Source organism: Mesorhizobium sp. SP-1A (genome assembly GCF_032460275.1).
Lineage (GTDB): Bacteria > Pseudomonadota > Alphaproteobacteria > Rhizobiales > Rhizobiaceae > Mesorhizobium.
The window spans coordinates 1,541,673-1,565,173 of record NZ_JAVXZD010000001.1 but is presented as its reverse complement, the minus strand read 5'-3'; the positions used below and the strand labels follow the sequence as shown (position 1 = coordinate 1,565,173).

The following is a 23,501-nucleotide window of genomic DNA, read 5'->3' as shown; positions in this document are numbered from 1 at the left end:
TCCTAAAGATCGAATTCCGCCTGCCCCCGGTCCATGGCGCTGACCGCGTCGGCCGCCAGCGCGCGGGTTATGCGGCTTTTCTGCTCCAGGGCGGTCCTGTCCAGCCTCTCCACCACGCGCATGGCCGTCGCCAGCGAGCGCTCCATGCGCCGCACCAGGTAATGCACGACATGCGGTTCGACCTCCACCTGGCGGTCGGCGAACAGCTTGGTGATGACGCCCGACAGCAGGAGGTCGTCCGGCTCGTGGATCTCGACCGTCGCGGCAGCCTTGAGGCGCGACGCAAGGTCCGGCAGGGTCACGCCCCATGCGGAAGGAAAGCGCCGCGCGGTCAGCAAAAGCTGCGAATTGGCGCTGCGTACGGCATTGACGAGGTGAAACAGTCCGTTTTGATCGATGCTGGCCGCATCCACGTCATCGATCAGGATCGGCCGGCTCGCCGCCTCGGCGACGGCGTCGGCGAGACGGTCGGGCATGATCGCCAGCGCATTCGCCGCTTCCCGCCAGATCGAAGCCAGATGCGTCTTGCCGGATCCGGCGGGGCCGGCCAGCACGACCACGGGCGCGGGCCAGTTCGGCCAGCGGTCGACGAGCGCCACGGCCTCGGCATTGGCAGCCGAAACGATGAGCTCGTCACGGGAATAGCCCGTGCCGTGTCCAAGATCGAGCGGAAGCTGCCGCGGCCGTTCGGTGCGGGCGTTCATTTGCCCGCCCGTTCAGCCTTGGTCCTGCGCGCCGGCGAGGGCTTGGACTCTGCGGCGGCCCGTCCCTTGTAGAGCGGCGATTCGAGATAGCGCGCGATGGCGAAGCGCACGAGCACCGCTATGGCCGCCGCCGCCGGCACTGCGATCAGCAGCCCGACGAAGCCGAACAGCGCGCCGAAGGCGAAGAGCGCGAACATCAGCCACACAGGGTGCAGGCCGACGCTTTTTCCCACCAGCTTGGGCGAGAGGATGTTGCCTTCGATGAACTGGCCGACGAAGAACACGCAGGCCACGGCCACGACCATGATCCAGTCCGGCCAGAACTGCACGAAGGCGACGCCGACCGCCAGCACAAGGCCCGTCAGCGAGCCGACATAGGGGATGAAGCTGATGAGGCCGGCAAACAGGCCGATGAGCACGCCGAAATTCAGTCCCGTCAGCGTCAGGCCGATGGCATACATGCACCCCAGGACGAGGCAGAGCGTGCCCTGGCCCCGCACGAAACCGGCCGCCGCCGTGTTGATGTCGGTGGCGATCTGGCGGACCGTCTGCACATGGTCGCGCGGCACCCAGCCATCCACCGTCGCCACCATGCGGTCCCAGTCGAGCAGCATGTAGAAAGCCACAACCGGGGTCACCACGAACAGGCTGACCACGGAAACCAGCGCCATGCCGGAACTCCAGATGGACTTGAACACCGTGGTCAACAGGCCGAAACCGGATGTGAGCACCGAGTTCAGCCCCTCCTTGAGACCGGCCGCGTTCACCCCGAAGCGCTGTTCGAGCCACTGAGGATCGAAATTGGTCACAAGGCCCTGAAGCCTGGTCAGATATTCGGGCAGCTTGCCGGCAAATTCCCGCATCTGCGAAGCGAGAACCGGAACGAGCACGACGAATGCGAGCACCAGCACGACGATGAAGGCGAACAATATCACCACCGTCGCCATGGTGCGCGACAGGCCGAAACGCTCCAGCCGGTCCGCGACCGGATCGAGGAAATAGGCCAGCACCATCCCGGCCACGAAAGGCAGCAGGATATCGCTGAAAACATAGAGAAAAACCGCGAGCAGAACCGCGGCGCCCAGCCAGAAGGCCAACTGACGCCGGAACGCGATGGACGTGGTGTCCCCATAAGGGGCTTCGTCAGGTGCTGCCTTCGCCATAACGGTTCATGTGTCTTAGCCAGGCCACGAGATAGGCTGCGGTCGAAGCCACGGTCAAGAGGCCGGATATCATTATCAAGGCGGGCCGCACCGGCCCGAGCGACAGGCCGTAGCCCAATTCCGCGAGCGCCACGGCAGCCAATACGATCTGCATGACGGTGTTCGCCTTCGATACCATCAGCGGCTGCATTTCCACCGGCTGGCCCATGACGGAGGACAGGATGACGGCGCACACGATGAGGACGTCGCGGGAGACGGCGACGACGACGAGCCATAGCGGCAATTCCCCGACGAAGCCCAGCACCACGAAGACGGAAACCAGCAGGATCTTGTCCGCCATCGGATCGAGATAAGCGCCGAGCCGGGAGCGCTGGTCGAACCTGCGGGCTATGAAGCCGTCCACGCCGTCGGAAATGCCGGCGACGACGAAGCCGGTGAAGGCCCATCCCCAGCGCGCCTCCAGCATCGCGAAAACAATGGCGGGCACCAGCAGGAAGCGCAGGATCGTGATCAGGTTGGGGATAGTCGCCAAAAAGGATTTGCCCTCGCCCGGCAGATGGTTCGCTCCACGATAGTTGGGCAAGATCGCGGCCGGCGGCAAGGGCAAAGCCGGAATTCGACGCTTTTGCCGTGACTGCATGCGCGCATCGGCGCATGCTCCTTGCGGGTCGGCGCCGTTCATGGCAAGAGCGCCCGACAAGCAGGGAAATGGCGATGAGCGAGCGGAAGAACGGGCTCACCTATGCCGATGCGGGCGTCGATATCGATGCCGGCAATCTGATGGTGGAAAAGATCAAGCCGCTCGTGCGCTCGACGCGCCGGCCGGGAGCCGATGGCGAGATCGGCGGCTTCGGCGGATTGTTCGACCTCAAGGCCGCCGGCTTTTCCGATCCCGTGCTGGTAGCCGCCAACGACGGTGTCGGCACCAAGCTGAAGATCGCCATAGAGGCCGGCAAGCACGACACGATCGGCGTCGACCTTGTGGCGATGTGCGTCAACGATCTCGTCGTGCAGGGCGCCGAGCCGCTGTTCTTCCTGGATTATTTCGCCACCGGCAAGCTCGATCCGGAACAGGGCGTGGCGATCGTCGGCGGTATCGCGGAGGGGTGCCGGCAGGCCGGCTGCGCGCTGATCGGCGGCGAGACGGCCGAGATGCCGGGCATGTACAGCGAGAAGGACTACGATCTCGCCGGCTTCGCCGTCGGCGCGGCCGAACGCGGCCAGCTCCTGCCGACCGACGATATCGTCGAGGGCGACGTGTTGCTCGGGCTCGCGTCGTCGGGCGTGCATTCCAACGGCTTTTCGCTGGTGCGGCGCATCGTTTCGGCCAGCGGGCTGGATTGGGATGCGCCCGCGCCCTTCGCCGCCGACGCCACGCTTGCCGAGGCGCTGCTGGAGCCGACTCGCATCTATGTGAAATCGGTGCTCAAGGCGATCCGCAACACGCACGGCATCAAGGCCTTGGCCCATATCACCGGCGGCGGCTTCCCCGACAACATTCCGCGCGTGCTGCCGAAGGATTTCTCCGCCGAGCTCGATCTCGACGCCATAGACGTGCCGCCGGTGTTCTCATGGCTGGCCAAGACGGGCGGCGTGGCGCCGGAAGAGATGATGCGCACGTTCAATTGCGGCATCGGCATGATCGTCGTGGTTGCCTCCGGGCAGGCCGCGCAGGTCGCCGCAGTGCTTCAGGAAGCCGGCGAGACTGTCGCGTCCATCGGCCGGATCGTGCCTCGCCGTGACGCCGGCGTGATTTACCGGGGAACGATCGGCCTATGAGCACAGTGTCCAAAAAGCGCGTCGCGATCCTGATTTCGGGACGCGGATCGAATATGGGCGCGCTCCTCGATGCGGCGGTCGATCCAGCCTACCCCATCGAGATCGCAGGCGTGATTTCCGATACGCCGGGCGCCGCAGGACTGGGCATCGCGGCCGCACGCGGCGTGCCGGTACAGGTGATCGCGCGCGCGGACCACGCCAGCAAGGACGCGCATGACGGCGCGATCGATGCCGCGATCGCGGAACTGAACGCCGAGATCGTGGCGCTTGCCGGCTATATGCGCCTTTTGACCACGCCTTTCGTGGAAAAATGGCAGGGCCGCATGATCAACATCCACCCTGCCCTGCTGCCGTCCTTCAAGGGACTGGATACCCACCGCCGCGCGCTGGAAGCCGGAACGCGCCTTCATGGCTGCACGGTTCATTTCGTCACGCCGCAAATGGACGATGGGCCCATCATCGCGCAGGCGGCCGTGCCGGTGATGATCGGCGACGATGCCGACACGCTCGCCGCGCGCGTGCTGAAGGCGGAACACGGGCTCTACCCGATGGCGCTGAAGCTGGTGGCCGAAGGCAAGGCGCGCATGCAGGGCGGCCGCACCGTCTTCTCCGGCCTTGCGGAAGATACGGCGAATGGCGATGCGTCGCTCTCCGCTCCCGGCCCTCTGCGCGAGGAAATCGACCTGGAGCAACTGGCGCGCATCACGCCGTAAGGTCAGGCCGGCCGCACCCACACCTTGTTGTCGTGGACGGGGGCGCCGCCATAGGGCGCGGGCGCATCAGAACCCGTCAGCACGTTGATGCCCTCGCCGCGTTCGTGGGCGCTGTTCGGCCAGATGCCTTCCGCGATGACGATACCACGCTGAATGCCGGCGAAAAGCGTTGCATGGAGCACGACCTCGCCGCGCTGGTTGCCGATCTCGACACGGTCGCCGTCGCTAAGGCCGAGCGAGGCGGCGTCCTCGGGATGGATCAGCAGTTGCGGCCGCCCCTCCCTGGCCTGCGAAACAGGCGTTTCCGCAAAGCTTGAATTGAGGAAGTTGCGCGCCGGCGAGGTTGCCAGCCTGAAGGGATGCGCATCGTCGGCCACCTCGATCAGATCGACGTGGTCCGGGAATTCCGGAAGCCGGTCGAAAGGTCCGAATATGCCCATGCTTTTCGGCGGCCGGTTGGGCGCGGCCTGTCCGGTCCAGTCGGGCCGGAAGCGGAACTTGCCGTCGCGGTGACCGAAACCATTGAGGAAATGCGCATCCTCGAAGGCGGGCTGGAGATCGGCCCAGCGCTCTTCCCGGAACGTATCGAAGGTGCCGAGCCCCTTCTTGGAAAGCATGATGTCGATATGCTCGCGCTCGGTCAGGCCGAAACCCGGCCTGTCCGCCACGCCAAGCCTTTGCGCCAGTTCCTCGATGACGAAGTGGTTGGTGCGCGGCCCCTGCGGAGGATCGATCAGTTTCGGGCCGAGTATGACGTGCTGGTTGCCGCCGGCCTTGTAGATGTCGTCATGCTCCAGGAACATGGTGGCCGGCAGCACGACGTCGGCCAGCCTTGCCGTGTCGGTCATGAACTGCTCGTGCACGCAGGTGAACAGGTCGTCGCGCAGGAAACCCTGCTTCACCAGCCGCTGCTCGGGCGCGACATTGGCCGGATTGGTGTTCTGGATCAGCAGCGCCGTGACGGGCGGGCCGCCATAGAGCGCGTCCTGGCGGCCGACCAGCACCGGCCCGATGCGCGAATGGTCGAGATAACGGATGTTCGGATCGCGCAGGCGCGTGCCTTCCAGCGTCTCGGTGTTGAACTTGAGAACGCCGGAATTGGAGTGGAAGGCGCCGCCGCCTTCATACTGCCAGCAGCCGGTCACGGCTGCGACGCTGAGCGCCGCATGCATGTTCACCGAGCCGTTACGCTGGCGCGAGAACCCGTAGCCGAGCCGGAAGAAGGTGCGCTTGGTCGTGCCCACCAGCCGTGCGAAGGCCTCGATCTCCCCGACCGAAAGCCCGGTGATCGCGGCCGCCCATTCCGGCGTGCGGGTGGCGAGATGCGCCTCCAGCCCCTTCGGGTCGTCGGTGTATTTTTCGAGATAGGCCCGGTCGGCCATGCCTTCGCGGAACAGCACGTGCATGACCGCGCAGGCCAGCGCGCCGTCCGTGCCGGGCCTCAGCACCAGCCCCATGTCGGCCTGCTTGACGGTGGCGTTCTCGTAGATGTCGATGACGACGATCTTGGCGCCGCGCTCCTTGCGCGCACGGATGGCGTGCGTCATCACATTGACCTGGGTGACCACGGCGTTGGTGCCCCAGATGACGACGCAGTCGGATTTCGCCATCTCGCGAGGGTCCGCGCCGCGCAGCGCGCCCGTGCCCATCACCCAGCCGGTCCAGGCGAGATTGGTGCAGATCGAGCCGAAAAAGCCGGAATATTTCTTGGCGTGGCGCAGCCGTTCGATGCCGTCGCGCTGCACCAGACCCATGGTACCGGCGTAGAAATAGGGCCAGACCGTCTCCGAACCGTATTTCGCTTCGGCTGCCTCGAACTTTTCGGCCACGAGGTCTAGCGCCGCTTCCCAACTCGCCGCTTTCCACCTGCCGTCGCCCTTGGCGCCGGCCCGCACCAGCGGCTTCAGCAGCCGGTCGGGATGATGCACGCGGTCGGCATAGCGGGCGACCTTGGCGCAGACGACGCCGGCCGTGTAGCTGTTGGCCTTGGCGCCATGGATGCGGCCGATACGATCCGGCGCCAGCAGTTCCACGTCCAGCGCACAGGTCGACGGGCAATCATGCGGGCAGGCGGAATGCCCGATCTTGAGCTTGGCGAGCTGGTTCATGCCACTTTCTAGCGGTTTGCGGGGCCGCCGGATAGGGCCAAGCCGAGCCCCTCGCCCGGCCTATTCGGCGATGCCTTCCTCATATTCGGTCGACATTTCCAGCCATTTTTCCTCGTTTCGGGTCAATTGCCCCGACAGTTCGGAACGCTCCTTGGCCAGCCGTGTCGCCTTGATCGGGTCCTTCTCGTAGAGCGCGGGATTGGCAAGCTCGTCCTCGATCGTGTCGATGCGTTTGCGCAGGCGCTCCATCAGCCCTTCCGTAGCGCGGATCTCCTTGGCCAGCGGCTCGAGCGCCGCGCGCCGCGCCGCGGCCTCGCGGCGCCGGTCGGCCTTGGACGCCTTGTCCGCCTCACGCTTTTCGCGGCGGTCCATGGAAACGCCGGTCACCAGCGTCTTGTAGTCGTCCAGATCGCCGTCATAGGGCTTGACCGTTCCGTCCTTGACCAGCCAGAGGCGGTCGGCCGTCGCCTCCAGGAGATGGCGGTCGTGCGAAATCAGGATCACCGCGCCCGGGAAATCGTTGAGCGCATAGACCAGCGCCTCGCGCGAATCGATGTCGAGATGGTTGGTCGGCTCGTCGAGGATGAACAGGTTCGGCCCGTCGAAGGCTGCCAGCCCCATCAACAGCCGCGCCTTCTCGCCACCGGACAGGTCCTTGGCCGGCGTGTTCATCTTCTCCGTCGAAAGGCCGAACTGCGCGACGCGGGCCCGCACCTTGGATTCAGGCGCGTCGGGCATCATCCGCCGCACATGTTCGTAGGCATTTTCCTCGGGACGGAGATCGTCCATCTGGTGCTGCGCGAAGATCGCCACCTTCAGACCGGGCGCAACCGTCATCGTCCCGGTTTCGCCCTTCAGCCGGCCGGCGAGCAGCTTGGCGAAGGTGGACTTGCCGTTGCCGTTGGCGCCGAGCAGCGCGATGCGGTCGTCATTGTCGATACGCAGGTCGAGCTTCTTCAGGATCGGCTTTTCCGCTTCGTAGCCGACATTGATCCCGTTCAGGGCCACGATCGGCGAGGCCACCGTCTTGACCGGCTCGGGGAAGGAGAACGGCCTGACCGTGTCGTCCACCAGCGCGGCGATGGGCTTCATCTTCTCCAGCGCCTTGATGCGCGACTGCGCCTGCCTGGCCTTGGAAGCCTTGGCGCGGAAGCGGTCCACGAAGGATTGCAGGTGCTTGCGCTGCGCCTCCTGCTTGACGCGGCTCTTTTCCTGCAATTCCTTCTGCTCGGCCAACTGCCGCTCGAACTGGTCGTAGCCGCCGCGCCAGAAGGTCATCTTCTTCTGGTCGAGATGCACGATGGAGTTGACCGCGCGGTTGAGCAGGTCGCGATCGTGGCTGATGAGCAGAACCGTGTGCGGATATTTCGCGACGTAGTTCTCCAGCCAGAGCGTGCCTTCGAGGTCGAGATAGTTGGTCGGCTCGTCCAAAAGCAGCAGGTCGGGTTCGGAAAACAGCACCGCTGCGAGCGCGACGCGCATGCGCCAGCCGCCGGAGAAGGACGAGGCCGGCCGCTTCTGCGCCTCCTCGTCGAAGCCCAGGCCGGACAGGATGGTGGCCGCCCGCGATTCGGCGGAATGGGCGTCGATGTCGGCAAGCCGGATGTGGATTTCGGCGATGCGGTGCGGATCGGTCGCCGTCTTTTCCTCTTCCAGCAGCGCTGCCCGCTCCTTGTCGGCCTTGAGCACGATATCGATCAGCGGCTCTTCGGTGCCCGGAGCTTCCTGCGCGACCTGGCCGATGCGCGTGTTCTTCGGCAGGGAGATCGAGCCGGTTTCCGCCGGAAAATCGCCGGTGATGGCGCGGAAAAGCGTGGTCTTGCCGGTGCCGTTGCGGCCGACGAGCCCCGCCTTGGTGCCGGCCGGCAAGGTCAGCGAGGCATGGTCGAGAAGCAGGCGCCCGGCGATGCGAAGCGAAAGATCGTTGATGATAAGCATGGCCGCCTTTTGCACGGCAAAGGCCCGGCCGACAAGTGCGGGACATGAAACGGAGTTCGGCCGATGCAAAAGGCCCGCCGGTCGAGGCGGGCCTTCCGATCAAATTGCGGCGCCGTTCAGCGGAGCTTGGCCAGGATCATGCAGAGTTCGCGCAGGTCGCGGTCATACTGGCCGGAATTGCCCAGCACATCGGCGCAGCGCTTCTTCAGCTTGATCATCTGGTAGCCCGACATGCTGCCGATCACACCCGACAGGCCCGGGTTCTTGCCCGGCGCAACCGAGCCGCCACCATCGCCGCCGTTGCCCGGCCCGGTTGATCCGCCGGAATTGCCGCCGCCGCCCGGAGCCGTCGAACCGCCGCCGATGCCGATCCCCACGCCGACGCTTGCCAGACTCCCTCCGCCGATCTTGGCACCGACGCCGGCCTTCAGGCCGCTGTTTCCGCCCAGGGAGGCGGCGGTGTTGGAATTCAGAACGCCGGTCCTGCCCAGAACGGACGTGCGGCTCTTGGCGTTCAGGCCATTCTTGCCGCCGACAGAGGCGTCCAGGCCGACATTGGCTAGCCCCTTGCTCGTGCCGAGCCCGGCTCCGACATCGGCATTGACGCCCCTGCTGCCGCCGAGGCCGACGCTGACACCGAGCGGACCGTTGCTGCTGCCGCCCAGGCTCACGCCGCGGGCGCCTCCGATACTCACGCCGCCCGCACCGTTGCGCCCGGCCCCGGCCGCACCGACTCCCGCGCTGGCGGAGCCGCCGCTGCTGCCACCGGCCTGTCCGCCGCTCTTGGAGTTGGTGCCGGCTGCTCCGCCAAGCGCTCCAGCCACACCGCCGACGGCATTGCCCACTCCACCGACAACGCCACCGACGGCCCCGCCGAGACCGCCAATCGCACCGCCCAGTCCGCTGCGGCCCGTACCTTCCGCCAATCCGGGCGAGCACATCGCCAAAACAAGAACGCTACTTAGAAAAGTCTTGGTAAAACGAGATGTTGCCATGACAAATTCCTCCTATCAGATGTCATGCAATGAGCTGAAATCCCAGCTACATCAGCAATGATAGGAGTAAGAATATGCGCAACAATGGAACTAATTACCCCGCCACGACTCGTTAATTCCGAGGCGGACAATTTACTATAATTGAAAATATCCGGTTGTTATTCAGCCACGACGCTTACGCAAACTGGCGCCCTTCCTCGGTGCGCTGAAAATAGACCAGGTCGAGCGTCAGCGAGGGGCGCCCAAGCACCGTCAGGATCATGTGCGCCTGGCCCCGATGATGGGTCTGGTGGTTGAAAAAATGATCCAGCGCCGGCGACAGCCGCTGCGAGACGGTGCGCACGTCGGTCACGGTTATGTAGGTGAACCGGCCGGCCAGTTCTTCGGGGCTGAGGTTCCCCACCCAGTCCACGATGCGCCTGTCTTCGGCCTCACGGGCAGCGCGAAGCGCGGGCAACGTCTTGTGGATGAGGGTGTCCAGCGCCGCCGGCGCATCCCCTTCCCCAGTGAAGCGTTTCATCCAGATGCGGTCCGCCGCAAGCAGATGGTTCAGCGTGCCCGACATGGACCCGAAGAAGGCGCCGACGTTGCGGCCGAACTCCTCGTCGGACAGATCCCCGGCGGCATCGTATATGCGCGCGTTGGCCCATTGATTGTAGGCCGCAAACATCATGAAATGACGCTTCATTCATTTTCTCCCGCCGCTTCGACGGCCCCGGTCTAACGCCGGCACGCAGGAAAAGCCAATGACCATTCTGCTCTACGATCTTGTCGGCGTCGACGAATCCCGGCCCTACAGCCCGCATTGCTGGAAAGTGCGGATGGCGCTCGCGCACAAGGGGCTCGATTTCTGCACCATACCGACGCGTTTCATCGAGGTTCCCGCCGTCGAAAACGGAGTGTCGAAGACGATACCGGTCATACGCGACGGAGATCGCGTCATAGCCGATTCCTTCGACATCGCGCTTTATCTGGAGGAAGCCTATCCGGACCGTCCGAGCCTGTTCGGCGGCGAAGGCGGCAAAGCCGTCGCGCGCTTCGTCGAGCGCTGGTTGCAAACCCGGTTGCACCCGTTCCTGGGCTCCGCAGCGCTGATGGAACTGCTCCGGGCGCAGGACGCCGAAAACAGGATCTATTTCCGCCAAAGCCGTGAAGCGCGCTACGGCAAGACGCTGGAGGGGGCCACGGCCGAGCGCGACGCGCATCTGCCCGCGTTCCGCAAGAGACTGGAGCCGCTGCGCAGCATGCTGGAGTTCCAGCCGTTCATCGGCGGGCAATCGCCGCTGTTTGCCGATTATATCGTGTTCGGCGCGATGCAGTGGGTGCGCGTGATATCGTCCTACGCCTTCCTGGATCGTGACGACACGCTTGTCAGGAACTGGTTCGAGCGCTGCCTCGACCTGCATGGCGGGGTCGGCCGGGCGGTGCCGGCCGCCGCCTGACCTGCCCCTTGGCAATGCGCCGGGCGGCCTGTATAGAGCCCGCCACACAGCAATCCCCGTACCAGAAGGACGACCCATGGCGCTCGAACGCACCTTTTCCATGATCAAGCCGGATGCCACCCGCCGCAACCTGACCGGCGCCATCACCAAGATGCTGGAAGACGCCGGCCTGCGCGTCGTGGCTTCCAAGCGCGTGTGGATGAGCCGCCGAGAGGCCGAGGGCTTCTACGCCGTCCACAAGGGCCGCCCCTTCTTCGAAGAACTGGTCGAGTTCATGTCGTCGGGCCCGACCATCGTCCAGGTGCTCGAGGGCGAGAACGCCATCGCCAAGAACCGCGAAGTGATGGGCGCGACCAATCCGGCGAACGCCGACGAAGGCACCATCCGCAAGGTGCATGCCCTGTCGATCGGCGAGAATTCGGTGCACGGCTCGGATGCTCCCGAAACCGCCGCGCAGGAAATCCGCTACTGGTTCTCCGACACCGAGATCGTCGGCTGAGCCGCCGCGATCTTTCCACTGGAAGAAGCCGAGAAAGCCGGGCCCCTGCCCGGCTTTTTCATTTCGCGGATGTTTTCGCGAGCAGCACGATCCGCTCGGAATCGGTCAAGGGGTCGACCTCACGCAGGAACTGGTCGACCAGCAGCATCTCGTTGCCGGCGCTCACATGCGCCCGTAAGCCGTAGCCGATCCTGGGCTTGATGGCCGACTGCCGGAACCTGAGCGCGAATCGGATCGGCGGCTCCCCGTCTATACCGATCTGCTGTTCGGCGATGACCGCATCCGGCCGATCGCCTGACGACAGGTCCCTCAACTGCACGGTCAGGATCGCGTTCGCGGGCAGCTTGACATGATCCGGGTACCAGACCTTGCCCTTCAGCACGTGCTCGGAAGCCGGGTGGACCTCGGGCGCCGTCAGTATGCCCGCCATGAGCGGCGCGAAGCCGAAAATGAAGAATTCAGCGATCCGGTCCAGCATGTCGCGCCCTCCTGCGGAGGGAAAAATGGCGTCCGGATTGCGGACAAAGCGTGGCGGCCGAAAGGTATTATTCGGATAAATTATTAAGCAAAATTAAGACTTCCAGCGCTCCGCGGCGCGATCGTCGGCTTCCTTGGCCTCCACCCAGTCGCCTTCGGTGCCGTCGGCATGATGCTCCTTCTTCCAGAAGGGCGCGCGCGATTTCAGATAGTCCATCAGGAAATTCGCGGCTTCGAACGCAGCCTGCCGGTGGCTGGACGCGGCGACCACCAGGACGATGTTGCGGCCCGGCGCGATGCGTCCGAAGCGGTGAATGACGGTCAGCCCCTGCAACGGCCAGCGCTGGGCGGCTTCGGCAGCGATGCGCCCGATCTCGGCTTCGGCCATACCGGGATAATGCTCGAGTTCCAGCGCCGCCAGGCGTCCGTCTTCGTCACGGCACAGACCGGTGAAGGTGACCACGGCGCCAACATCGGCACGGCCCCCGCTCAACGCTGCGATTTCGGCCGCCACGTCGAAATCCCCGGCCTGTATGCGCACGACGGGAACTATGGCGCCGGGCATCTCAACCGCCGGTCATGGGTGGGAACAGCGCGATTTCCCGCGCACCGGCCAGGCGCTCGCCATGCGCGACATGCTCGTGGTCTATGGCGACACGGATGACCTGCGGGTGCTGCAGGGCCTGTTCGTAGCCGTCGCCGCGGGCCTTCAGCCAGTGCAGCAAATCGGCAACCGTCTCGATGCCGACCGGCAGTTCGACGTCTTCCTCCGACTTGCCGATCCGCTCGCGCACCCAGGCGAAATAAATCAGTTTCATCGCTTCACTCGTCGACGATATGCTTCAGGCCGGCGCGGAAATAATCATAGCCCGTATATAGCGTGACGACCGCCGCAACCCACAGCAGCACCATTCCCAGTTGCGTGGTCAGCGGGAAGATCTTGTCGCCCGCCGGCCCCGCAAGCAGGAAGGCTATGGCGACCATCTGGATCGTCGTCTTCCATTTTGCGAGCTTGGTAACCGGCACCGACACTTTCAGCGCCGCCAGGTATTCGCGCAAGCCGGAGACCAGAATCTCGCGACACAGGATAATGATGGCCGCCCACAGCGACCAGCCGGCGATGCCCGCATGCCGGTCCGTGTCGGCGGCCAGAAGCAGCAGGCAGGTGGCGACGAGCAACTTGTCGGCGATCGGGTCAAGCATCTTGCCGATGTTCGACGTCTGTTGCCAGGCGCGCGCGAAATAGCCGTCGAAATAGTCGGTGATGCTGGCAAGAAGGAAAATGGCCAGCGCCGACCAGCGCGCGAAGTCGCTCGACTTCAAATGCCCTTCCAGAAAAAAGCACAGCACGACCAGCGGCACCGCAAGGATACGGGCGTAAGTCAGGATGTTGGGCAGGTTGAACGCGCGCTTCGCCATGATCTACCGACTCTGGATGGACATATCTCAAACCAGATGCGGGTGCATGGTTCAACACAAGAAAATCGAATGGCCGGTCAAAAGTCCGGCAAAGCCTCATTTCTCATGGAAATGATTGTAGACCAGCCGCGCGACGGACTCTGAAATACCGTCCACATTCATCAGATCCTCCATGGCGGCGCGGCTGACGGCCTTTGCGGTGCCGAAATGCAGCAGAAGAGCGCGCTTGCGCGTCGGGCCGATACCCGCGATCTCGTCGAGCGGGCTCTTGACCATCTCCTTGCGGCGGCGGGCGCGGTGCGAGCCGATGGCGAAACGATGCGCCTCGTCGCGCAGCCGCTGCACGAAATAGAGCACGGGATCGCGAACCGGCAGCGAAAAGGAGTCCCGCCCCCGCACGAAGAAGCGCTCGCGGCCGGCGTCGCGATCCTGCCCCTTGGCGACGCCGATCGCGGCGACACGGTCCTCGATGCCGAGATCGGTCAGCATCTGCCGCACGACCGACATCTGGCCCTGCCCGCCGTCGATCAGGATGACGTCGGGCCAAGCCGGGAAGCCGTTGGCCTCCTCGTCGGCCGCGTCGGCGGCGTCAGCCTCGCCGTGCTCCTTCAGAAGCCGGGAAAACCGCCGTCCCATCACCTCCCGCATCATGCCGAAATCGTCGCCGGGGGTGATATCGGTGGAGCGGATGTTGAACTTGCGGTACTGGTTTTTGACGAACCCCTCGGGACCGGCGACGATCATCGCGCCGACCGCATTGGTGCCCATGATGTGGGAGTTGTCGTAGACCTCGATGCGGGTCGGCACCTTTTCCAGACCGAACGTCTCGGCCAGACCCGCCAACAGCCGTGCCTGCGTGGAGGTTTCGGCCAGCCTGCGGCCGAGCGCCTCACGCGCATTCTGCAGGGCATGATCCGTCAGGTCCTTCTTCTCGCCGCGCTGCGGCACGGTGATTGACACCTTGCGGCCGGCGCGGGTGGACAGCGCCTCGGTCAGCAGTTCCTGCTCCTCGACCGCATGCGACAGCAGGATCGTGCGCGGCACCGGCTTGTCGTCATAGAACTGCGCCAGGAAGGAACCCAGCACCTCGGACGCCTCCAGGGCCGGGTCGGCCTTCGGAAAATAGGCGCGATTGCCCCAGTTCTGGCCGGTGCGGAAAAAGAACACCTGGATGCAGACCTGCCCGCCTTCCTGATGAATGGCGAAGACATCCGCCTCGTCCACCGATTGCGGATTGATGCCCTGGTGGCTTTGCACATGGGACAGTGCCGCGAGCCTGTCGCGAAAGATCGCCGCGCGCTCGAAATCGAGCGCCTCGGCAGCCTCCTGCATGGCGGCCGAAATTTCCGTCTTCACCTTCTGGCTGCGCCCGGAGAGAAAGTCCTTGGCCTCATGCACGAGCTCGGCGTAACCCGCATGCGATATCTCGCCGGTACAAGGCGCGGCGCAGCGCTTGATCTGGAACAGCAGGCAGGGACGCGTGCGGTTTTCATAGAACGAATCCGTGCAACTGCGCAGCAGAAAGGCGCGCTGCAGCGAATTGATGGTGCGGCCGACCGCTTGCGCCGAGGCGAAGGGGCCGAAATAGTCGCCTTTGCGCGAGCGCGCGCCGCGGTGCTTGTAGATGCCTGGCGACGGGTGGTCCGCGGTCAGGAGAATATAGGGAAAGGACTTGTCGTCCCGTAGAAGGACATTAAACCGGGGACGCAACCTCTTGATAAGGTTAGCCTCCAGAAGCAGAGCTTCGATCTCGGTACGGGTAACGACGAATTCCATCGTCGCCGTCTCGCGTACCATCCGGCCGATGCGGTTGGTATGGAACCGCCCCTGCGCATATTGCGTGACGCGCTTCTTCAGGCTGCGCGCCTTGCCGACATAGAGCACGTCGCCGGCGGCGTTCATCATGCGATAGACGCCGGGCTGGTTGGGCAGGCGCTTGACCAGCGCCTGGATCACCTCGGCACCGACCTTGCCGCTTTCCTCGTCGCGCTGTGCGGTCCAGTCGACGGCGGTGAACGCGACGTCCGGGCCGGCAGGCGCGTCACCCTGCCCGACGTCCTCGTCGTCGAGTTCGACGTCCGGCGGAACATCGCCGTCCGCGGCGATGCCGCGCGCCTTGCGCTTGGAATCCATGGAAGTCATTCCGCAATGCCTGTCACATCCGGGGTCTGCCACGCAAGATGCTGCCCCCCGTCGAGCGCTATCATCTGGCCGGTGACTGACTCCGCCTGCCAAAGATAGCGTATCGTCGCGCCGAATTCCGTCAGTTGCGGTCCATGTCCCAACACGAGTCCGTCGAGCTGCGCCTGGAAGTCGGCGTCGCTCTGGCGCGCGCTCTTCAATGTCGGCCCGGGACCGATGCCATTGACCCGGATGCGCGGCGCCAACGCCAGCGCCATGGACTGCGTGGCGGCCCAAAGCGCCGATTTCGACAACGCATAGGAGAAATAGCGCGGCGTCGGCCGCCACACACGCTGGTCGATGATGTTGACGATCAGCCCCTTCATGTCCTGCGGCAGCGCCTCGGCGAAAGCGCGCGCCAGCACCGCGGGCGCCTTGACGTGGACAGCGAAATGCCTGTCCCAGCCGCGCTCGGTGAAATCCAGCACCGAATCTTCCTCGAACACCGAGGCGTTGTTGACAAGCAACGAGACGGGACCCAGCGCCTTTTCCGCCTCGGGAACAAGGCGGCTGGCGGCTGCCATGTCGGTAAGGTCCGCTTCCACGACGGCGGCGCGCCCGCCCGAAGCGACGATCGAGCGGGCCAGACTGTCCGCTTCAGCGCGGGATCCGTTGGTGTGGATGGCGACGCCGAAGCGGTGGGCTGCGAGGTCTTCCACGATCGCCCGGCCGATTCGCCTGGCGCCGCCGGTCACCAGCACCGTTCCTGCAACTTCATTCATGGCTCGCCCCCGGGAGGCGATCCGGGAAATGTGGAGCGGCTTCGTAAAATTCCATTTGTTCCTGCGGCGAGATTGTGGCGAAAGCGCTTGCTTCGCGCCCGGTTTTGCGCTTTTTGTCGACGGTGCGTTTCCGATATAGGATTCGCAATCCCTTGAGCCAAGGGCGCTACAGCGCAGGCAGGCGTTCTTCCCGGATTTCGTTGTTGCACAGATGCAACGACATATTTCTGCCTCATTTCTGCCTGCTAAACTCCTCAATTCAGGTTCGCTTCGGCCGCATTTCATCACCAGATTCCGGAACCGATGAGCGACGAACTCGTTTCCTCCCCACGGCGGGCTCGGTCGTTCATGCGAGAAAGCCAGTTTCTGTGGCTCAAGGAGTAGAACAATGCAGACCACTTTCAAATTCGCTCGGCCGGCCGCAGCGGCGCTCGGGCTCCTCGCCCTGGTGGGCACCATCCCCGCCTATGCCGCCGACGTTGTCCAGGAAGAGCCGCCGGCACCCGCTCCGGTTGCTGAGCTTCCCGTCGCTTCCTGGGCCGGTCCCTATGCCGGTCTGAGCGTCGGCTACGGCTTCGCCGGCCGCACCAAGCTGCCGGATGTGGGCACCAACATCCACACCGATGGCTTCATCGGCGGCGCCTTTGCCGGCTACAACTGGCAGCAGGACAACTTCGTGTACGGTGTCGAAGGCGATCTGGGCTACAACGGCAGCAAGGGCTCGGCTGACGACTGGAAGTCGAAGTCCGGCTTCGAGGGCTCGATCCGTGCCCGTCTCGGCTACTCCGTCAGCCCGGACATCCTGCTCTACGGTACGGCCGGTGGCGCTGGCGAGAGCCTGAAGATCACCGACCAGCTCAGCGGCGACAGCCAGAGCAAGGGCATGTTCGGCTGGACGGCCGGCGCCGGCGCCGACATCAAGTTCACCGACAACGTCTTCGGTCGCGTCGAGTATCGCTACACCGATTACGGCTCCAAGACCTTTGACGTCGGCAACGTCGGCAAGGTCAAGGACCACGACAACCGCATCACCTTCGGCGTCGGTATGAAGTTCTAATCTCGGCTTCAAGCCAAGATGGAAAAGCCGGGCGAAAGCCCGGCTTTTTTCTTTGCGCAATGCATTTGCGGCAAACTGCCGCCCGTTCCGCGGCCGTCAGGAAGGTACGGCAGCCTTGAGCTCGGGAAACTTCTCGTCGAAGCGGGCGGCCCAGCGCACCAGCCTGCCGCGCCCCTTCTCCCATTTTCCGGCGAATCGCAGCGCCAGATAGCCCAGCGCGGCGCGCAACGCGATCTGGCCGACGGTGATCTTCTTCGGCAGCTTGGGCGGGTTGGCGTTGAGCAGGTCCAGGGCGCGTGTCACCTTCCCCCATTGCCCGTCGATCCAGGCCTGCGAGACCTTGTCCTCGTCGCGGTAGCGGCGCTCATAGACGATCAGCAGCGCGCTGTCGCAAATGCCGTCTGCCAGCGCCTCCAGAACCTCGGCTTCGGTGCGCTTGTCCGGATTGCGCGGAAAAAGCGCGTTCTTCGAAAGGCGGTTCAGATATTGCGTGATGACGCGGCTGTCGAAGACCGAACCGCCGTCATCCAGCACCAGCGCGGGAATCTTGCCCAACGGATTTGCCGCAAGGAGCGGCGCGGGCGCCTCATCGGTCTTGGTCGGAACCAGTTCGATGGCGATCCCAGCATAGGCAGCGGCCATGCGCACCTTGGCGCTGTACGGCGAGGCTGAGGCATAAAGCAGCTTTGGCATGTTTCATTCCCGGTTGAAGTCGCGGCACTCTAGCGAGCGCCCCATGCGAGGCAACTGCCAGCGCTTCAAAAACTATCCGCCACGGACCGGCGGCATCACCGCTTTCGGCAACCGGCACGATTGCCTGGCCACCGCCGGGCATGAGCGGAATTTCAGGTCCTTGCTCATGCAGATGCGAATTTCGCGCAAATAGCGCCTGTCGCAGGTGACAGCCATGTCGTCGGCCGACAGGCCCGGATTGGCGCGAAGGAAGGCGTTCTCCACGTCGTCGGGCGCCACCATGCGATAGCCATCCAGCCGGTCGTATTCGGCGGGGATCGCCACCTTCATCCATGCCGTGCGCACGAGACCGAAATAATCATCCTGCAACAGGCCGCTGCATGTGCCGTGCTGCTGCCATTCGTGTCGGATCAGCCCGGGCGACGGCATGATGTCGAGCACGGATTGCAGCGTCCGCCCCGAGACTTTCGGCCGGTCGGTCGCGCATCGGCTCGGATAGCCGCGCTCGAACTGGGGCCACAGCCCGTGGACGACGAAGGCGTAAGGCCGCCCGCCATCGCATTGCTGCCGGTTTGCGCCGGAACCTTCGGCCTCGCAATAGCTCGGCGACCAGGACAGCGACAGCACATAGAATTCGAAGCTGTCCTGGACCTGGCCGGACTCTTGTTGACGGAAGCCTTTCCTGTCGCGGGCAAAGGACGGGCTGACGACCGAAATCGCCAGGACCGCAGCCGTCAGCGCGACAGCAGCCGATTTCCATCTTGCGGCCGCCATGGGTCCGGCGCTTGGTCAGGTCAGCGCAGGATACGGCACTTGCCGTCATAGACCATCCAGCGGTCGAAGCCGGCGACGCAGAATTCCACGTTGTCGCCGATCGAGGCGAAGCCCTGCCCTTCCTCGATCAGATACCAGACGGGGCGCTCCTCCCCACTCGAAAGCGCGGCCGTGGCACGGCAATAGTGGCGGCCGATGGGCCAACGCTCGCTGGCCGGCTCATAGCGGCGCTCCTGGATGCGCCGAAAATCGACGATGTCGACAAGCGGCAGGTTCGGCACATGCGTCACCTGATGGCGAAAGCGGTGGGTGATCTTGCTCAGCACCCATGGCTGGCTGCACACGCCGTTGTCTTCGTAATAGGTGCCTTGCAGGTCCGCCGCGCGCACTGCCGGCGCGGCCAAGGAAACATTGAGCCCCGTCAGGGCGGCAAGCAGGAACTTGGCAAAGCGAGTCATGTAGGGCCTCTCCGGATATCGGGGCATACTGTGAGGTTTCACCGTGTTCCGGTCAAGAAGGACCATGTCCGATCCTATTCCTCGCCGGCCAGCCAATCGAGCGACCATCGGGCACTCTTGTCCAACGCAAGCCGCTCGAGCAAGGCCGGCAGCACGGTGCGCAGTTCCTCTTCCAGCGTGTAGGGCGGGTTCGCCACCACCATGCCGCTGCCGTCCAACCGGGGCTCGCGGCCGGGGCCTCTTATCTCGAAGGCGATGTCGAGCAGTTTCGGGATGCCCGATCCTGCGAGCTCGCTGCGGAATGCCCTCACCGCCTCGCGGTCCTTGATCGGATACCACAAGGCGTAGATGCCGCCCGGCCAGCGCCTGTAAGCCTTGCACAATCCGTCGGCCAGCCGGCCGAATTCTCCCTCGCGCTCGAAGGGCGGATCGACCAGAACCAGTCCCCGCTTTTCCTTCGGCGGCAGATGCGCACCGAGCGCCAGCCAGCCGTCCAGCTCCGTCACACGCGTCTGGAAATCGCCTTCGAAAACGGATTTCAGGCGCGCGGCGTCCTCGGGATGGAGCTCCATTGCCGAAAGGCGGTCCTGCCGCCGCAGCAGGTGACGCACGATCATGGGCGAGCCCGGATAGGCCTTCACCGCGCCGTCCGGATTGACCGCCCGCACGGCTGCGAGATAAGGCGCGACAAGATCTGCCGCTTTCGGATCGAGCCCAGCGTCCAGCAGCCGGCCGATGCCGTCGCGCCATTCGCCGGTCCGCACGGCCTGCTCCGACGACAGGTCGTAGAGCCCGATTCCGGCGTGGGTGTCGACAACGCGGAACGGCTTGTCCTTGCGTTTCAGATATTCGACCAGCCGTGCAAGCACCACGTGCTTGACCACATCGGCGAAATTCCCGGCATGATAGGCGTGACGGTAGTTCATGGGACAAATCGCTCTGCTGGTGGGGATTATGGAGCGGCCTGGCGTAGCCGCTCCATATCGTCCAGTATCATTTCCATGCCGAGATTGAAGGTGGTGTCGAATTCGGCGGGACCGAAAAAGCGGCCTGCGAGATGGACATTCGGAAAGTCCCGCGCCAACTGGTCGTCGCTCGCGGTCGTTACCGCCGAAGGGCCGCTGGCATAGCCGGCCGTCTCGTCGAGTATCGCGCCCATGAGATAATAGCCGGTTGTCCGGAACAGCCGCGCCGCGGTCTCGCGGTCGAACCCGGCATCGAGGAAAAGCCCGATGACGCCGTTCAGCCAGGCCAGGCAGACGGGCGAGTTCATCCTGTAGGTGACGAGGAAAGGCGCAAAGGCCGGATGATCGCGGCCGATGCGGCGGAAGTCGAGCATGGCCCTGCGCATCCGTTCCCGCCACGGCAGATCGGATGGCGGTATCTCCAGCGATCCGACCAGCCGGTCCACGAGCGCTTCGAAGAGATGCGCCACGGAGGGGAAATGGTGGTAGATGCTCATCGCCTCGCAACCCAGGGCGGCCGCGAGCTTGCGCGTCGAAAATCCCTGGAGCCCTTCCCGCTCGATCACCTCGAAAGCCACGTCGATGATGATGTCGGGCGAAAGACGCCCACGCGCTCCCTTTTTCTTGATCGGTTGCTCCATTGCCGTCTCCAGCTTCCGCTTGACAACTTACGCCGTAAGGTTCAGCTTCTTCTTACCTTACATAGTAAGGTTATCAGAAGCCAGAGGAGAGTACCATGTCGCATTTCATGCTCCGCATTCATGCCGTGTCCTCAGCCGTTCTCGCTTCCCTGCCGGCGGCCGCCTGCGCCTCGCTGCTGGTCGCAACCTGCGCAGCTCGTGCCGACGACTACGATGCCGCGGTCAAGGACATCCAGGCCACGATGGGCGGCGTGCCTTCCTTCGTGAAGCAGTTTCCCAAGGCAGGCCTGCCCGGTGCCTGGGCCGAGATCAAGGCAATCCAGTTCAACGACAAAACGGCTTTGTCGCCAAAAACGAAATCGCTGATTTCGCTGGCGGTCGCGGCACAGATTCCCTGCAGCTACTGCATCTGGTCCGACACGCAGGACGCCAAGCGCTATGGCGCGACGGACGAAGAAATCCAGGAGGCGGTGGCCGTTTCCGCGCTGACCCGGCACTGGAGCACCGTGTTCAACGGCATGCAGGTCGATTTCGACAGCTTCAAGAAGGAAATGGCCGGCCAGTGACCCTCGACCGGCCCGGACAAGAGGCTGAAAGCTTCCGGCCTATGCCTTGCGTTCCCAGCGTCGATCCGGCGTCTGCTGCCAGTAGGTGACCGCGTGCCCCGCGGCCTTCATCGTTTTCCAATGGCCGCGCGCCGCTTCGACCTGGGGGGCATCATGGCCGTCGAACAGGAAAACGGCACGGTCGTAACCGCCGAGGTCCGGCGGAACCGCCCCGTCGACCAGGAACCGGATCCTCGCCCCGTTCGGATTTTCGGCCCCCGTCGTCAAAAGAACCGGATGCTCGGTCGGGTGCGGCTCGCGGTCGGTGGCGTGGGCGAGGAAGGAATCGTCGCGGAAAGTCCACAGATGCTGGTCCAGCGCGTCCCGCCGCTCCTCCGTTCCCGTCTGCACCACCGCCCGCCAGCCGCGGTCGAGGCTGCGCTCCAGCAATCCCGGCAGCGCGTCCTCCAGGGTCGATTCGGTCAGGTGGTAGAACAAGATCTCGGCCACGTTTCGAGCTTTCCCGGGCTTCACCCCTCGTAATGGTTGCGGACCAGCCGGTCGAGCAGCCTGACGCCGAAGCCGGAGGCCCACGACTGGTTGATCTCGTTGCCGGGCGCTCCCATCGCGGTGCCGGCGATATCCAGATGCGCCCAGGGCGTATCCTTGACGAAACGCTGGAGGAACTGCGCCGCGGTGATGGCGCCGCCGTAACGCCCGCCGATGTTCTTCATGTCGGCATTCTTGGAATCGAGCAGCTTGTCGTAGTCCGGCCCGAGCGGCATTCGCCACACCCGCTCCTGCGTCTGCCGGCCGGCTTCGGAGAGCCGCTCGGCAAGCTCGTCATTGTTGGAGAAGAGCCCCGCGTGCAGTTGCCCCAGCGCCACCATGATGGCGCCGGTGAGCGTCGCGAGATCGATCATGAATTTCGGCTGGAAGCGGTCGTTGCAATACCAGAGCGCATCCGCCAGCACGAGGCGGCCTTCGGCATCGGTGTTCAGCACCTCGATGGTCTGGCCGGACATCGACGTGACGATGTCGCCGGGCCGCTGGGCGTTGGCATCGACGGCATTCTCCACGAGGCCGATGATGCCGACCACATTGGCCTTGGCCTTGCGCGCGGCCAGGGCGTGCATAAGCCCGACCACGGCGGCGGCTCCGCCCATGTCGCCCTTCATGTCCTCCATGCCCGAGGCGGGCTTCATCGAATTGCCGCCCGTGTCGAAGGTGACGCCCTTGCCCACGAACGCAATCGGCTTGTCCTTCGCCTTGCCCCCGTTCCACTGCATCACCGCCAGCCGCGCGCCGCGCGACGACCCTTGCGCCACGCCGAGCAGCGAGCCCATGCCGAGCTTCTTCATCTCCTTTTCGGTGAGGATTTCGACCTTGACGCCGAGCGCGGCCAACTCGCCTGCACGGGCGGCGAACTCCACCGGTCCCAGCACATTGGCGGGCTCGTTGACCAGATCGCGCGCCAGGAGCGCGCCATCCACCACGGCCTGCATGTCGGCAAACGCCTTTTTCGCTCCGGCCGGATCAGCGGTCTGGACCGTGATCTTCGCCGGCTTTTTCGCTTCGGCCTTGCCGTTGTCGTCCTTCCTGGTCTTGTATTTGTCGAAGACGTAGCTGCGCAGCAGGATGCCGCAAGCGAGTTCGGCCGCCTCCCGGCCGCGCGTGGCCGCACCGGGCACATCGAGCAGCACTGTCACCTCGCCGGCATTGCGCAATGTCGTGGCGATCACGCCGCCCAGCTTCACCCATGCATGCTCATCGAGCGCGGAAACCTTGCCGACGCCGATCGCAACCAGCCGGTCCAGATTGGTTTCCTGCGGCGCGAGCAATTCGACGGTAGAGCCGAACTTGCCCTTGAACTCTGCCACGGCCGTTGCCCGCTCCAGCACTTTCGCGGGGTCGAGAGCCGCCGCGGTCTCCGCCAGTTCCGCCCCCTCGGCCGACAACAGGAGCACGGTGCCCTTTTTCGGAACAGCGAATCTGACGAAGGAGATGGAGGGAAGTTGGGACATGAAATCTCTGCTTTTTCGGAAAGTGCTGGAGGGAAGCCGACATTTCGCGGTTTTGCACCGTTTGGCAAGACATGCGCCCAAATGACCCTGTGGGTTGCCTATGGATCGGCAGCACCGCCCTTGAACCGCCGCAACGGACGATTAACCATGCCTTTTCGTCGTTTCTTATCCATTCGGCCACAGACTGGCGGCGACCGGAAGCAC

The 23,501-nt window shown here is 64.4% G+C and carries 26 protein-coding genes; 6 read left to right on the top strand and 20 right to left on the bottom strand.

Going from position 1 to position 23,501, the window contains the following annotated elements:
• Positions 1-2 precede the first annotated feature (2 nt).
• The 3 genes from hdaA to QU595_RS07635 are packed head-to-tail and all read right to left on the bottom strand — an operon-like array spanning position 3 to position 2,399.
• The gene (gene hdaA / locus QU595_RS07645) at positions 3-704 is read right to left on the bottom strand and encodes a DnaA regulatory inactivator HdaA (RefSeq protein WP_315920359.1); all 702 of its coding nucleotides are present in this window, start codon (positions 702-704) and stop codon (positions 3-5) included.
• Positions 701-1,867, bottom strand: a complete 1,167-nt coding sequence (locus QU595_RS07640) for an AI-2E family transporter (RefSeq protein ID WP_315920357.1) — start codon at positions 1,865-1,867, stop codon at positions 701-703. Before QU595_RS07640 ends, hdaA begins: the two co-directional genes overlap by 4 nt.
• Positions 1,848-2,399 (bottom strand): CDP-alcohol phosphatidyltransferase family protein, encoded by a 552-nt coding sequence (locus tag QU595_RS07635; RefSeq protein ID WP_315920354.1) that lies wholly within the window; start codon positions 2,397-2,399, stop codon positions 1,848-1,850. The genes QU595_RS07640 and QU595_RS07635 overlap by 20 nt, the downstream gene beginning before the upstream one ends.
• Before the next feature lie 182 nt (positions 2,400-2,581).
• Between QU595_RS07635 and purM the strand changes: the two genes are divergently transcribed.
• Positions 2,582-3,646, top strand: a complete 1,065-nt coding sequence (purM, locus tag QU595_RS07630; protein WP_315920352.1) for a phosphoribosylformylglycinamidine cyclo-ligase — start codon at positions 2,582-2,584, stop codon at positions 3,644-3,646.
• Positions 3,643-4,359, top strand: coding sequence for a phosphoribosylglycinamide formyltransferase (purN, locus tag QU595_RS07625; RefSeq protein WP_315920350.1), 717 nt, complete (start codon positions 3,643-3,645; stop codon positions 4,357-4,359). The genes purM and purN overlap by 4 nt, the downstream gene beginning before the upstream one ends.
• 2 nt (positions 4,360-4,361) lie before the next feature.
• Here purN and QU595_RS07620 read toward each other — a convergent pair whose 3' ends face one another.
• The 4 genes from QU595_RS07620 to QU595_RS07605 form a co-directional block, all read right to left on the bottom strand.
• Positions 4,362-6,467, bottom strand: a complete 2,106-nt coding sequence (locus QU595_RS07620; RefSeq protein WP_315920348.1) for a molybdopterin oxidoreductase family protein — start codon at positions 6,465-6,467, stop codon at positions 4,362-4,364.
• Between the two features lie 60 nt (positions 6,468-6,527).
• A complete protein-coding gene (locus QU595_RS07615) occupies positions 6,528-8,405 on the bottom strand; it encodes an ABC-F family ATP-binding cassette domain-containing protein (protein WP_315920346.1) in 1,878 nt (625 codons plus the stop codon).
• Positions 8,406-8,521: 116 nt separating this feature from the next.
• A complete protein-coding gene (locus tag QU595_RS07610) occupies positions 8,522-9,400 on the bottom strand; it encodes a hypothetical protein (RefSeq protein ID WP_315920344.1) in 879 nt (292 codons plus the stop codon).
• Positions 9,401-9,575: 175 nt separating this feature from the next.
• Complete coding sequence (locus QU595_RS07605; protein ID WP_315920342.1) at positions 9,576-10,088, bottom strand: DinB family protein; 513 nt, start codon at positions 10,086-10,088, stop codon at positions 9,576-9,578.
• A 58-nt stretch (positions 10,089-10,146) separates the two neighbouring features.
• Between QU595_RS07605 and QU595_RS07600 the strand changes: the two genes are divergently transcribed.
• Both QU595_RS07600 and ndk read left to right on the top strand, forming a co-directional pair.
• Positions 10,147-10,842 carry a glutathione S-transferase family protein gene (locus QU595_RS07600; protein ID WP_315920340.1) on the top strand — a complete coding sequence of 232 codons (696 nt, stop codon included), beginning with the start codon at positions 10,147-10,149 and terminating at the stop codon, positions 10,840-10,842.
• Positions 10,843-10,918: 76 nt separating this feature from the next.
• Positions 10,919-11,341 carry a nucleoside-diphosphate kinase gene (gene ndk / locus QU595_RS07595; RefSeq protein WP_315920338.1) on the top strand — a complete coding sequence of 141 codons (423 nt, stop codon included), beginning with the start codon at positions 10,919-10,921 and terminating at the stop codon, positions 11,339-11,341.
• A 58-nt stretch (positions 11,342-11,399) separates the two neighbouring features.
• On the opposite strand, the gene QU595_RS07590 is transcribed toward ndk, so the two are convergent.
• The 6 genes from QU595_RS07590 to QU595_RS07565 all read right to left on the bottom strand — a co-directional run bounded on the left by QU595_RS07590 (position 11,400) and on the right by QU595_RS07565 (position 16,140).
• Positions 11,400-11,819, bottom strand: coding sequence for a YbaY family lipoprotein (locus tag QU595_RS07590; RefSeq protein ID WP_315920336.1), 420 nt, complete (start codon positions 11,817-11,819; stop codon positions 11,400-11,402).
• Positions 11,820-11,912: 93 nt separating this feature from the next.
• The gene (locus QU595_RS07585) at positions 11,913-12,383 is read right to left on the bottom strand and encodes a molybdenum cofactor biosynthesis protein MoaE (protein ID WP_315920334.1); all 471 of its coding nucleotides are present in this window, start codon (positions 12,381-12,383) and stop codon (positions 11,913-11,915) included.
• A gap of 1 nt (position 12,384) precedes the next feature.
• On the bottom strand, positions 12,385-12,636 hold the full coding sequence (moaD, locus tag QU595_RS07580) for a molybdopterin converting factor subunit 1 (protein ID WP_315920332.1): 252 nt from the start codon (positions 12,634-12,636) through the stop codon (positions 12,385-12,387).
• A 4-nt stretch (positions 12,637-12,640) separates the two neighbouring features.
• A complete protein-coding gene (gene pgsA, locus QU595_RS07575; RefSeq protein ID WP_315920330.1) occupies positions 12,641-13,237 on the bottom strand; it encodes a CDP-diacylglycerol--glycerol-3-phosphate 3-phosphatidyltransferase in 597 nt (198 codons plus the stop codon).
• Positions 13,238-13,333: 96 nt separating this feature from the next.
• Positions 13,334-15,379 (bottom strand): excinuclease ABC subunit UvrC, encoded by a 2,046-nt coding sequence (gene uvrC, locus QU595_RS07570; RefSeq protein ID WP_315920329.1) that lies wholly within the window; start codon positions 15,377-15,379, stop codon positions 13,334-13,336.
• Positions 15,376-16,140 (bottom strand): SDR family oxidoreductase, encoded by a 765-nt coding sequence (locus tag QU595_RS07565; RefSeq protein WP_315920327.1) that lies wholly within the window; start codon positions 16,138-16,140, stop codon positions 15,376-15,378. The genes uvrC and QU595_RS07565 overlap by 4 nt, the downstream gene beginning before the upstream one ends.
• Positions 16,141-16,528: 388 nt before the next feature.
• Here QU595_RS07565 and QU595_RS07560 point away from each other — a divergent pair, with 388 nt between their 5' ends.
• Positions 16,529-17,197, top strand: coding sequence for a porin family protein (locus tag QU595_RS07560; protein WP_315920325.1), 669 nt, complete (start codon positions 16,529-16,531; stop codon positions 17,195-17,197).
• Positions 17,198-17,293: 96 nt separating this feature from the next.
• Here the strand turns inward: QU595_RS07560 and QU595_RS07555 are convergent, their stop codons facing one another.
• The 5 genes from QU595_RS07555 to QU595_RS07535 form a co-directional block, all read right to left on the bottom strand.
• The gene (locus tag QU595_RS07555) at positions 17,294-17,890 is read right to left on the bottom strand and encodes a glutathione S-transferase (protein ID WP_315920323.1); all 597 of its coding nucleotides are present in this window, start codon (positions 17,888-17,890) and stop codon (positions 17,294-17,296) included.
• A 72-nt stretch (positions 17,891-17,962) separates the two neighbouring features.
• Positions 17,963-18,664 carry a ribonuclease T2 gene (locus QU595_RS07550; RefSeq protein WP_315920321.1) on the bottom strand — a complete coding sequence of 234 codons (702 nt, stop codon included), beginning with the start codon at positions 18,662-18,664 and terminating at the stop codon, positions 17,963-17,965.
• Between the two features lie 20 nt (positions 18,665-18,684).
• Entirely contained in the window at positions 18,685-19,122 is a 438-nt protein-coding gene (locus tag QU595_RS07545; RefSeq protein WP_315920319.1) for a hypothetical protein, read from the bottom strand.
• Positions 19,123-19,196: 74 nt separating this feature from the next.
• Positions 19,197-20,048, bottom strand: coding sequence for a 23S rRNA (adenine(2030)-N(6))-methyltransferase RlmJ (locus tag QU595_RS07540; RefSeq protein WP_315920317.1), 852 nt, complete (start codon positions 20,046-20,048; stop codon positions 19,197-19,199).
• Positions 20,049-20,074: 26 nt separating this feature from the next.
• A complete protein-coding gene (locus tag QU595_RS07535; protein WP_315920315.1) occupies positions 20,075-20,728 on the bottom strand; it encodes a TetR/AcrR family transcriptional regulator in 654 nt (217 codons plus the stop codon).
• 95 nt (positions 20,729-20,823) lie between these two features.
• Here QU595_RS07535 and QU595_RS07530 point away from each other — a divergent pair, with 95 nt between their 5' ends.
• Entirely contained in the window at positions 20,824-21,294 is a 471-nt protein-coding gene (locus tag QU595_RS07530) for a carboxymuconolactone decarboxylase family protein (protein ID WP_315920313.1), read from the top strand.
• Between the two features lie 39 nt (positions 21,295-21,333).
• Here QU595_RS07530 and QU595_RS07525 read toward each other — a convergent pair whose 3' ends face one another.
• Entirely contained in the window at positions 21,334-21,783 is a 450-nt protein-coding gene (locus tag QU595_RS07525; RefSeq protein WP_315920311.1) for a DNA polymerase III subunit chi, read from the bottom strand.
• 20 nt (positions 21,784-21,803) lie between these two features.
• Complete coding sequence (locus QU595_RS07520) at positions 21,804-23,297, bottom strand: leucyl aminopeptidase (protein WP_315920309.1); 1,494 nt, start codon at positions 23,295-23,297, stop codon at positions 21,804-21,806.
• Positions 23,298-23,501: the final 204 nt, after the last annotated feature.

What these genes read in the sequence shown, in the direction of transcription:
- hdaA (WP_315920359.1), bottom strand. Translation starts at nt 704, where the DNA reads ATGAACGCCCGCACCGAACGGCCGCGGCAGCTTCCGCTCGATCTTGGA.
- QU595_RS07640 (WP_315920357.1), bottom strand. Translation starts at nt 1,867, where the DNA reads ATGGCGAAGGCAGCACCTGACGAAGCCCCTTATGGGGACACCACGTCC.
- purM (WP_315920352.1), top strand. Translation starts at nt 2,582, where the DNA reads ATGAGCGAGCGGAAGAACGGGCTCACCTATGCCGATGCGGGCGTCGAT.
- purN (WP_315920350.1), top strand. Translation starts at nt 3,643, where the DNA reads ATGAGCACAGTGTCCAAAAAGCGCGTCGCGATCCTGATTTCGGGACGC.
- QU595_RS07620 (WP_315920348.1), bottom strand. Translation starts at nt 6,467, where the DNA reads ATGAACCAGCTCGCCAAGCTCAAGATCGGGCATTCCGCCTGCCCGCAT.
- QU595_RS07615 (WP_315920346.1), bottom strand. Translation starts at nt 8,405, where the DNA reads ATGCTTATCATCAACGATCTTTCGCTTCGCATCGCCGGGCGCCTGCTT.
- QU595_RS07610 (WP_315920344.1), bottom strand. Translation starts at nt 9,400, where the DNA reads ATGGCAACATCTCGTTTTACCAAGACTTTTCTAAGTAGCGTTCTTGTT.
- QU595_RS07605 (WP_315920342.1), bottom strand. Translation starts at nt 10,088, where the DNA reads ATGAAGCGTCATTTCATGATGTTTGCGGCCTACAATCAATGGGCCAAC.
- QU595_RS07600 (WP_315920340.1), top strand. Translation starts at nt 10,147, where the DNA reads ATGACCATTCTGCTCTACGATCTTGTCGGCGTCGACGAATCCCGGCCC.
- ndk (WP_315920338.1), top strand. Translation starts at nt 10,919, where the DNA reads ATGGCGCTCGAACGCACCTTTTCCATGATCAAGCCGGATGCCACCCGC.
- QU595_RS07590 (WP_315920336.1), bottom strand. Translation starts at nt 11,819, where the DNA reads ATGCTGGACCGGATCGCTGAATTCTTCATTTTCGGCTTCGCGCCGCTC.
- QU595_RS07585 (WP_315920334.1), bottom strand. Translation starts at nt 12,383, where the DNA reads ATGCCCGGCGCCATAGTTCCCGTCGTGCGCATACAGGCCGGGGATTTC.
- moaD (WP_315920332.1), bottom strand. Translation starts at nt 12,636, where the DNA reads ATGAAACTGATTTATTTCGCCTGGGTGCGCGAGCGGATCGGCAAGTCG.
- pgsA (WP_315920330.1), bottom strand. Translation starts at nt 13,237, where the DNA reads ATGGCGAAGCGCGCGTTCAACCTGCCCAACATCCTGACTTACGCCCGT.
- uvrC (WP_315920329.1), bottom strand. Translation starts at nt 15,379, where the DNA reads ATGACTTCCATGGATTCCAAGCGCAAGGCGCGCGGCATCGCCGCGGAC.
- QU595_RS07565 (WP_315920327.1), bottom strand. Translation starts at nt 16,140, where the DNA reads ATGAATGAAGTTGCAGGAACGGTGCTGGTGACCGGCGGCGCCAGGCGA.
- QU595_RS07560 (WP_315920325.1), top strand. Translation starts at nt 16,529, where the DNA reads ATGCAGACCACTTTCAAATTCGCTCGGCCGGCCGCAGCGGCGCTCGGG.
- QU595_RS07555 (WP_315920323.1), bottom strand. Translation starts at nt 17,890, where the DNA reads ATGCCAAAGCTGCTTTATGCCTCAGCCTCGCCGTACAGCGCCAAGGTG.
- QU595_RS07550 (WP_315920321.1), bottom strand. Translation starts at nt 18,664, where the DNA reads ATGGCGGCCGCAAGATGGAAATCGGCTGCTGTCGCGCTGACGGCTGCG.
- QU595_RS07545 (WP_315920319.1), bottom strand. Translation starts at nt 19,122, where the DNA reads ATGACTCGCTTTGCCAAGTTCCTGCTTGCCGCCCTGACGGGGCTCAAT.
- QU595_RS07540 (WP_315920317.1), bottom strand. Translation starts at nt 20,048, where the DNA reads ATGAACTACCGTCACGCCTATCATGCCGGGAATTTCGCCGATGTGGTC.
- QU595_RS07535 (WP_315920315.1), bottom strand. Translation starts at nt 20,728, where the DNA reads ATGGAGCAACCGATCAAGAAAAAGGGAGCGCGTGGGCGTCTTTCGCCC.
- QU595_RS07530 (WP_315920313.1), top strand. Translation starts at nt 20,824, where the DNA reads ATGTCGCATTTCATGCTCCGCATTCATGCCGTGTCCTCAGCCGTTCTC.
- QU595_RS07520 (WP_315920309.1), bottom strand. Translation starts at nt 23,297, where the DNA reads ATGTCCCAACTTCCCTCCATCTCCTTCGTCAGATTCGCTGTTCCGAAA.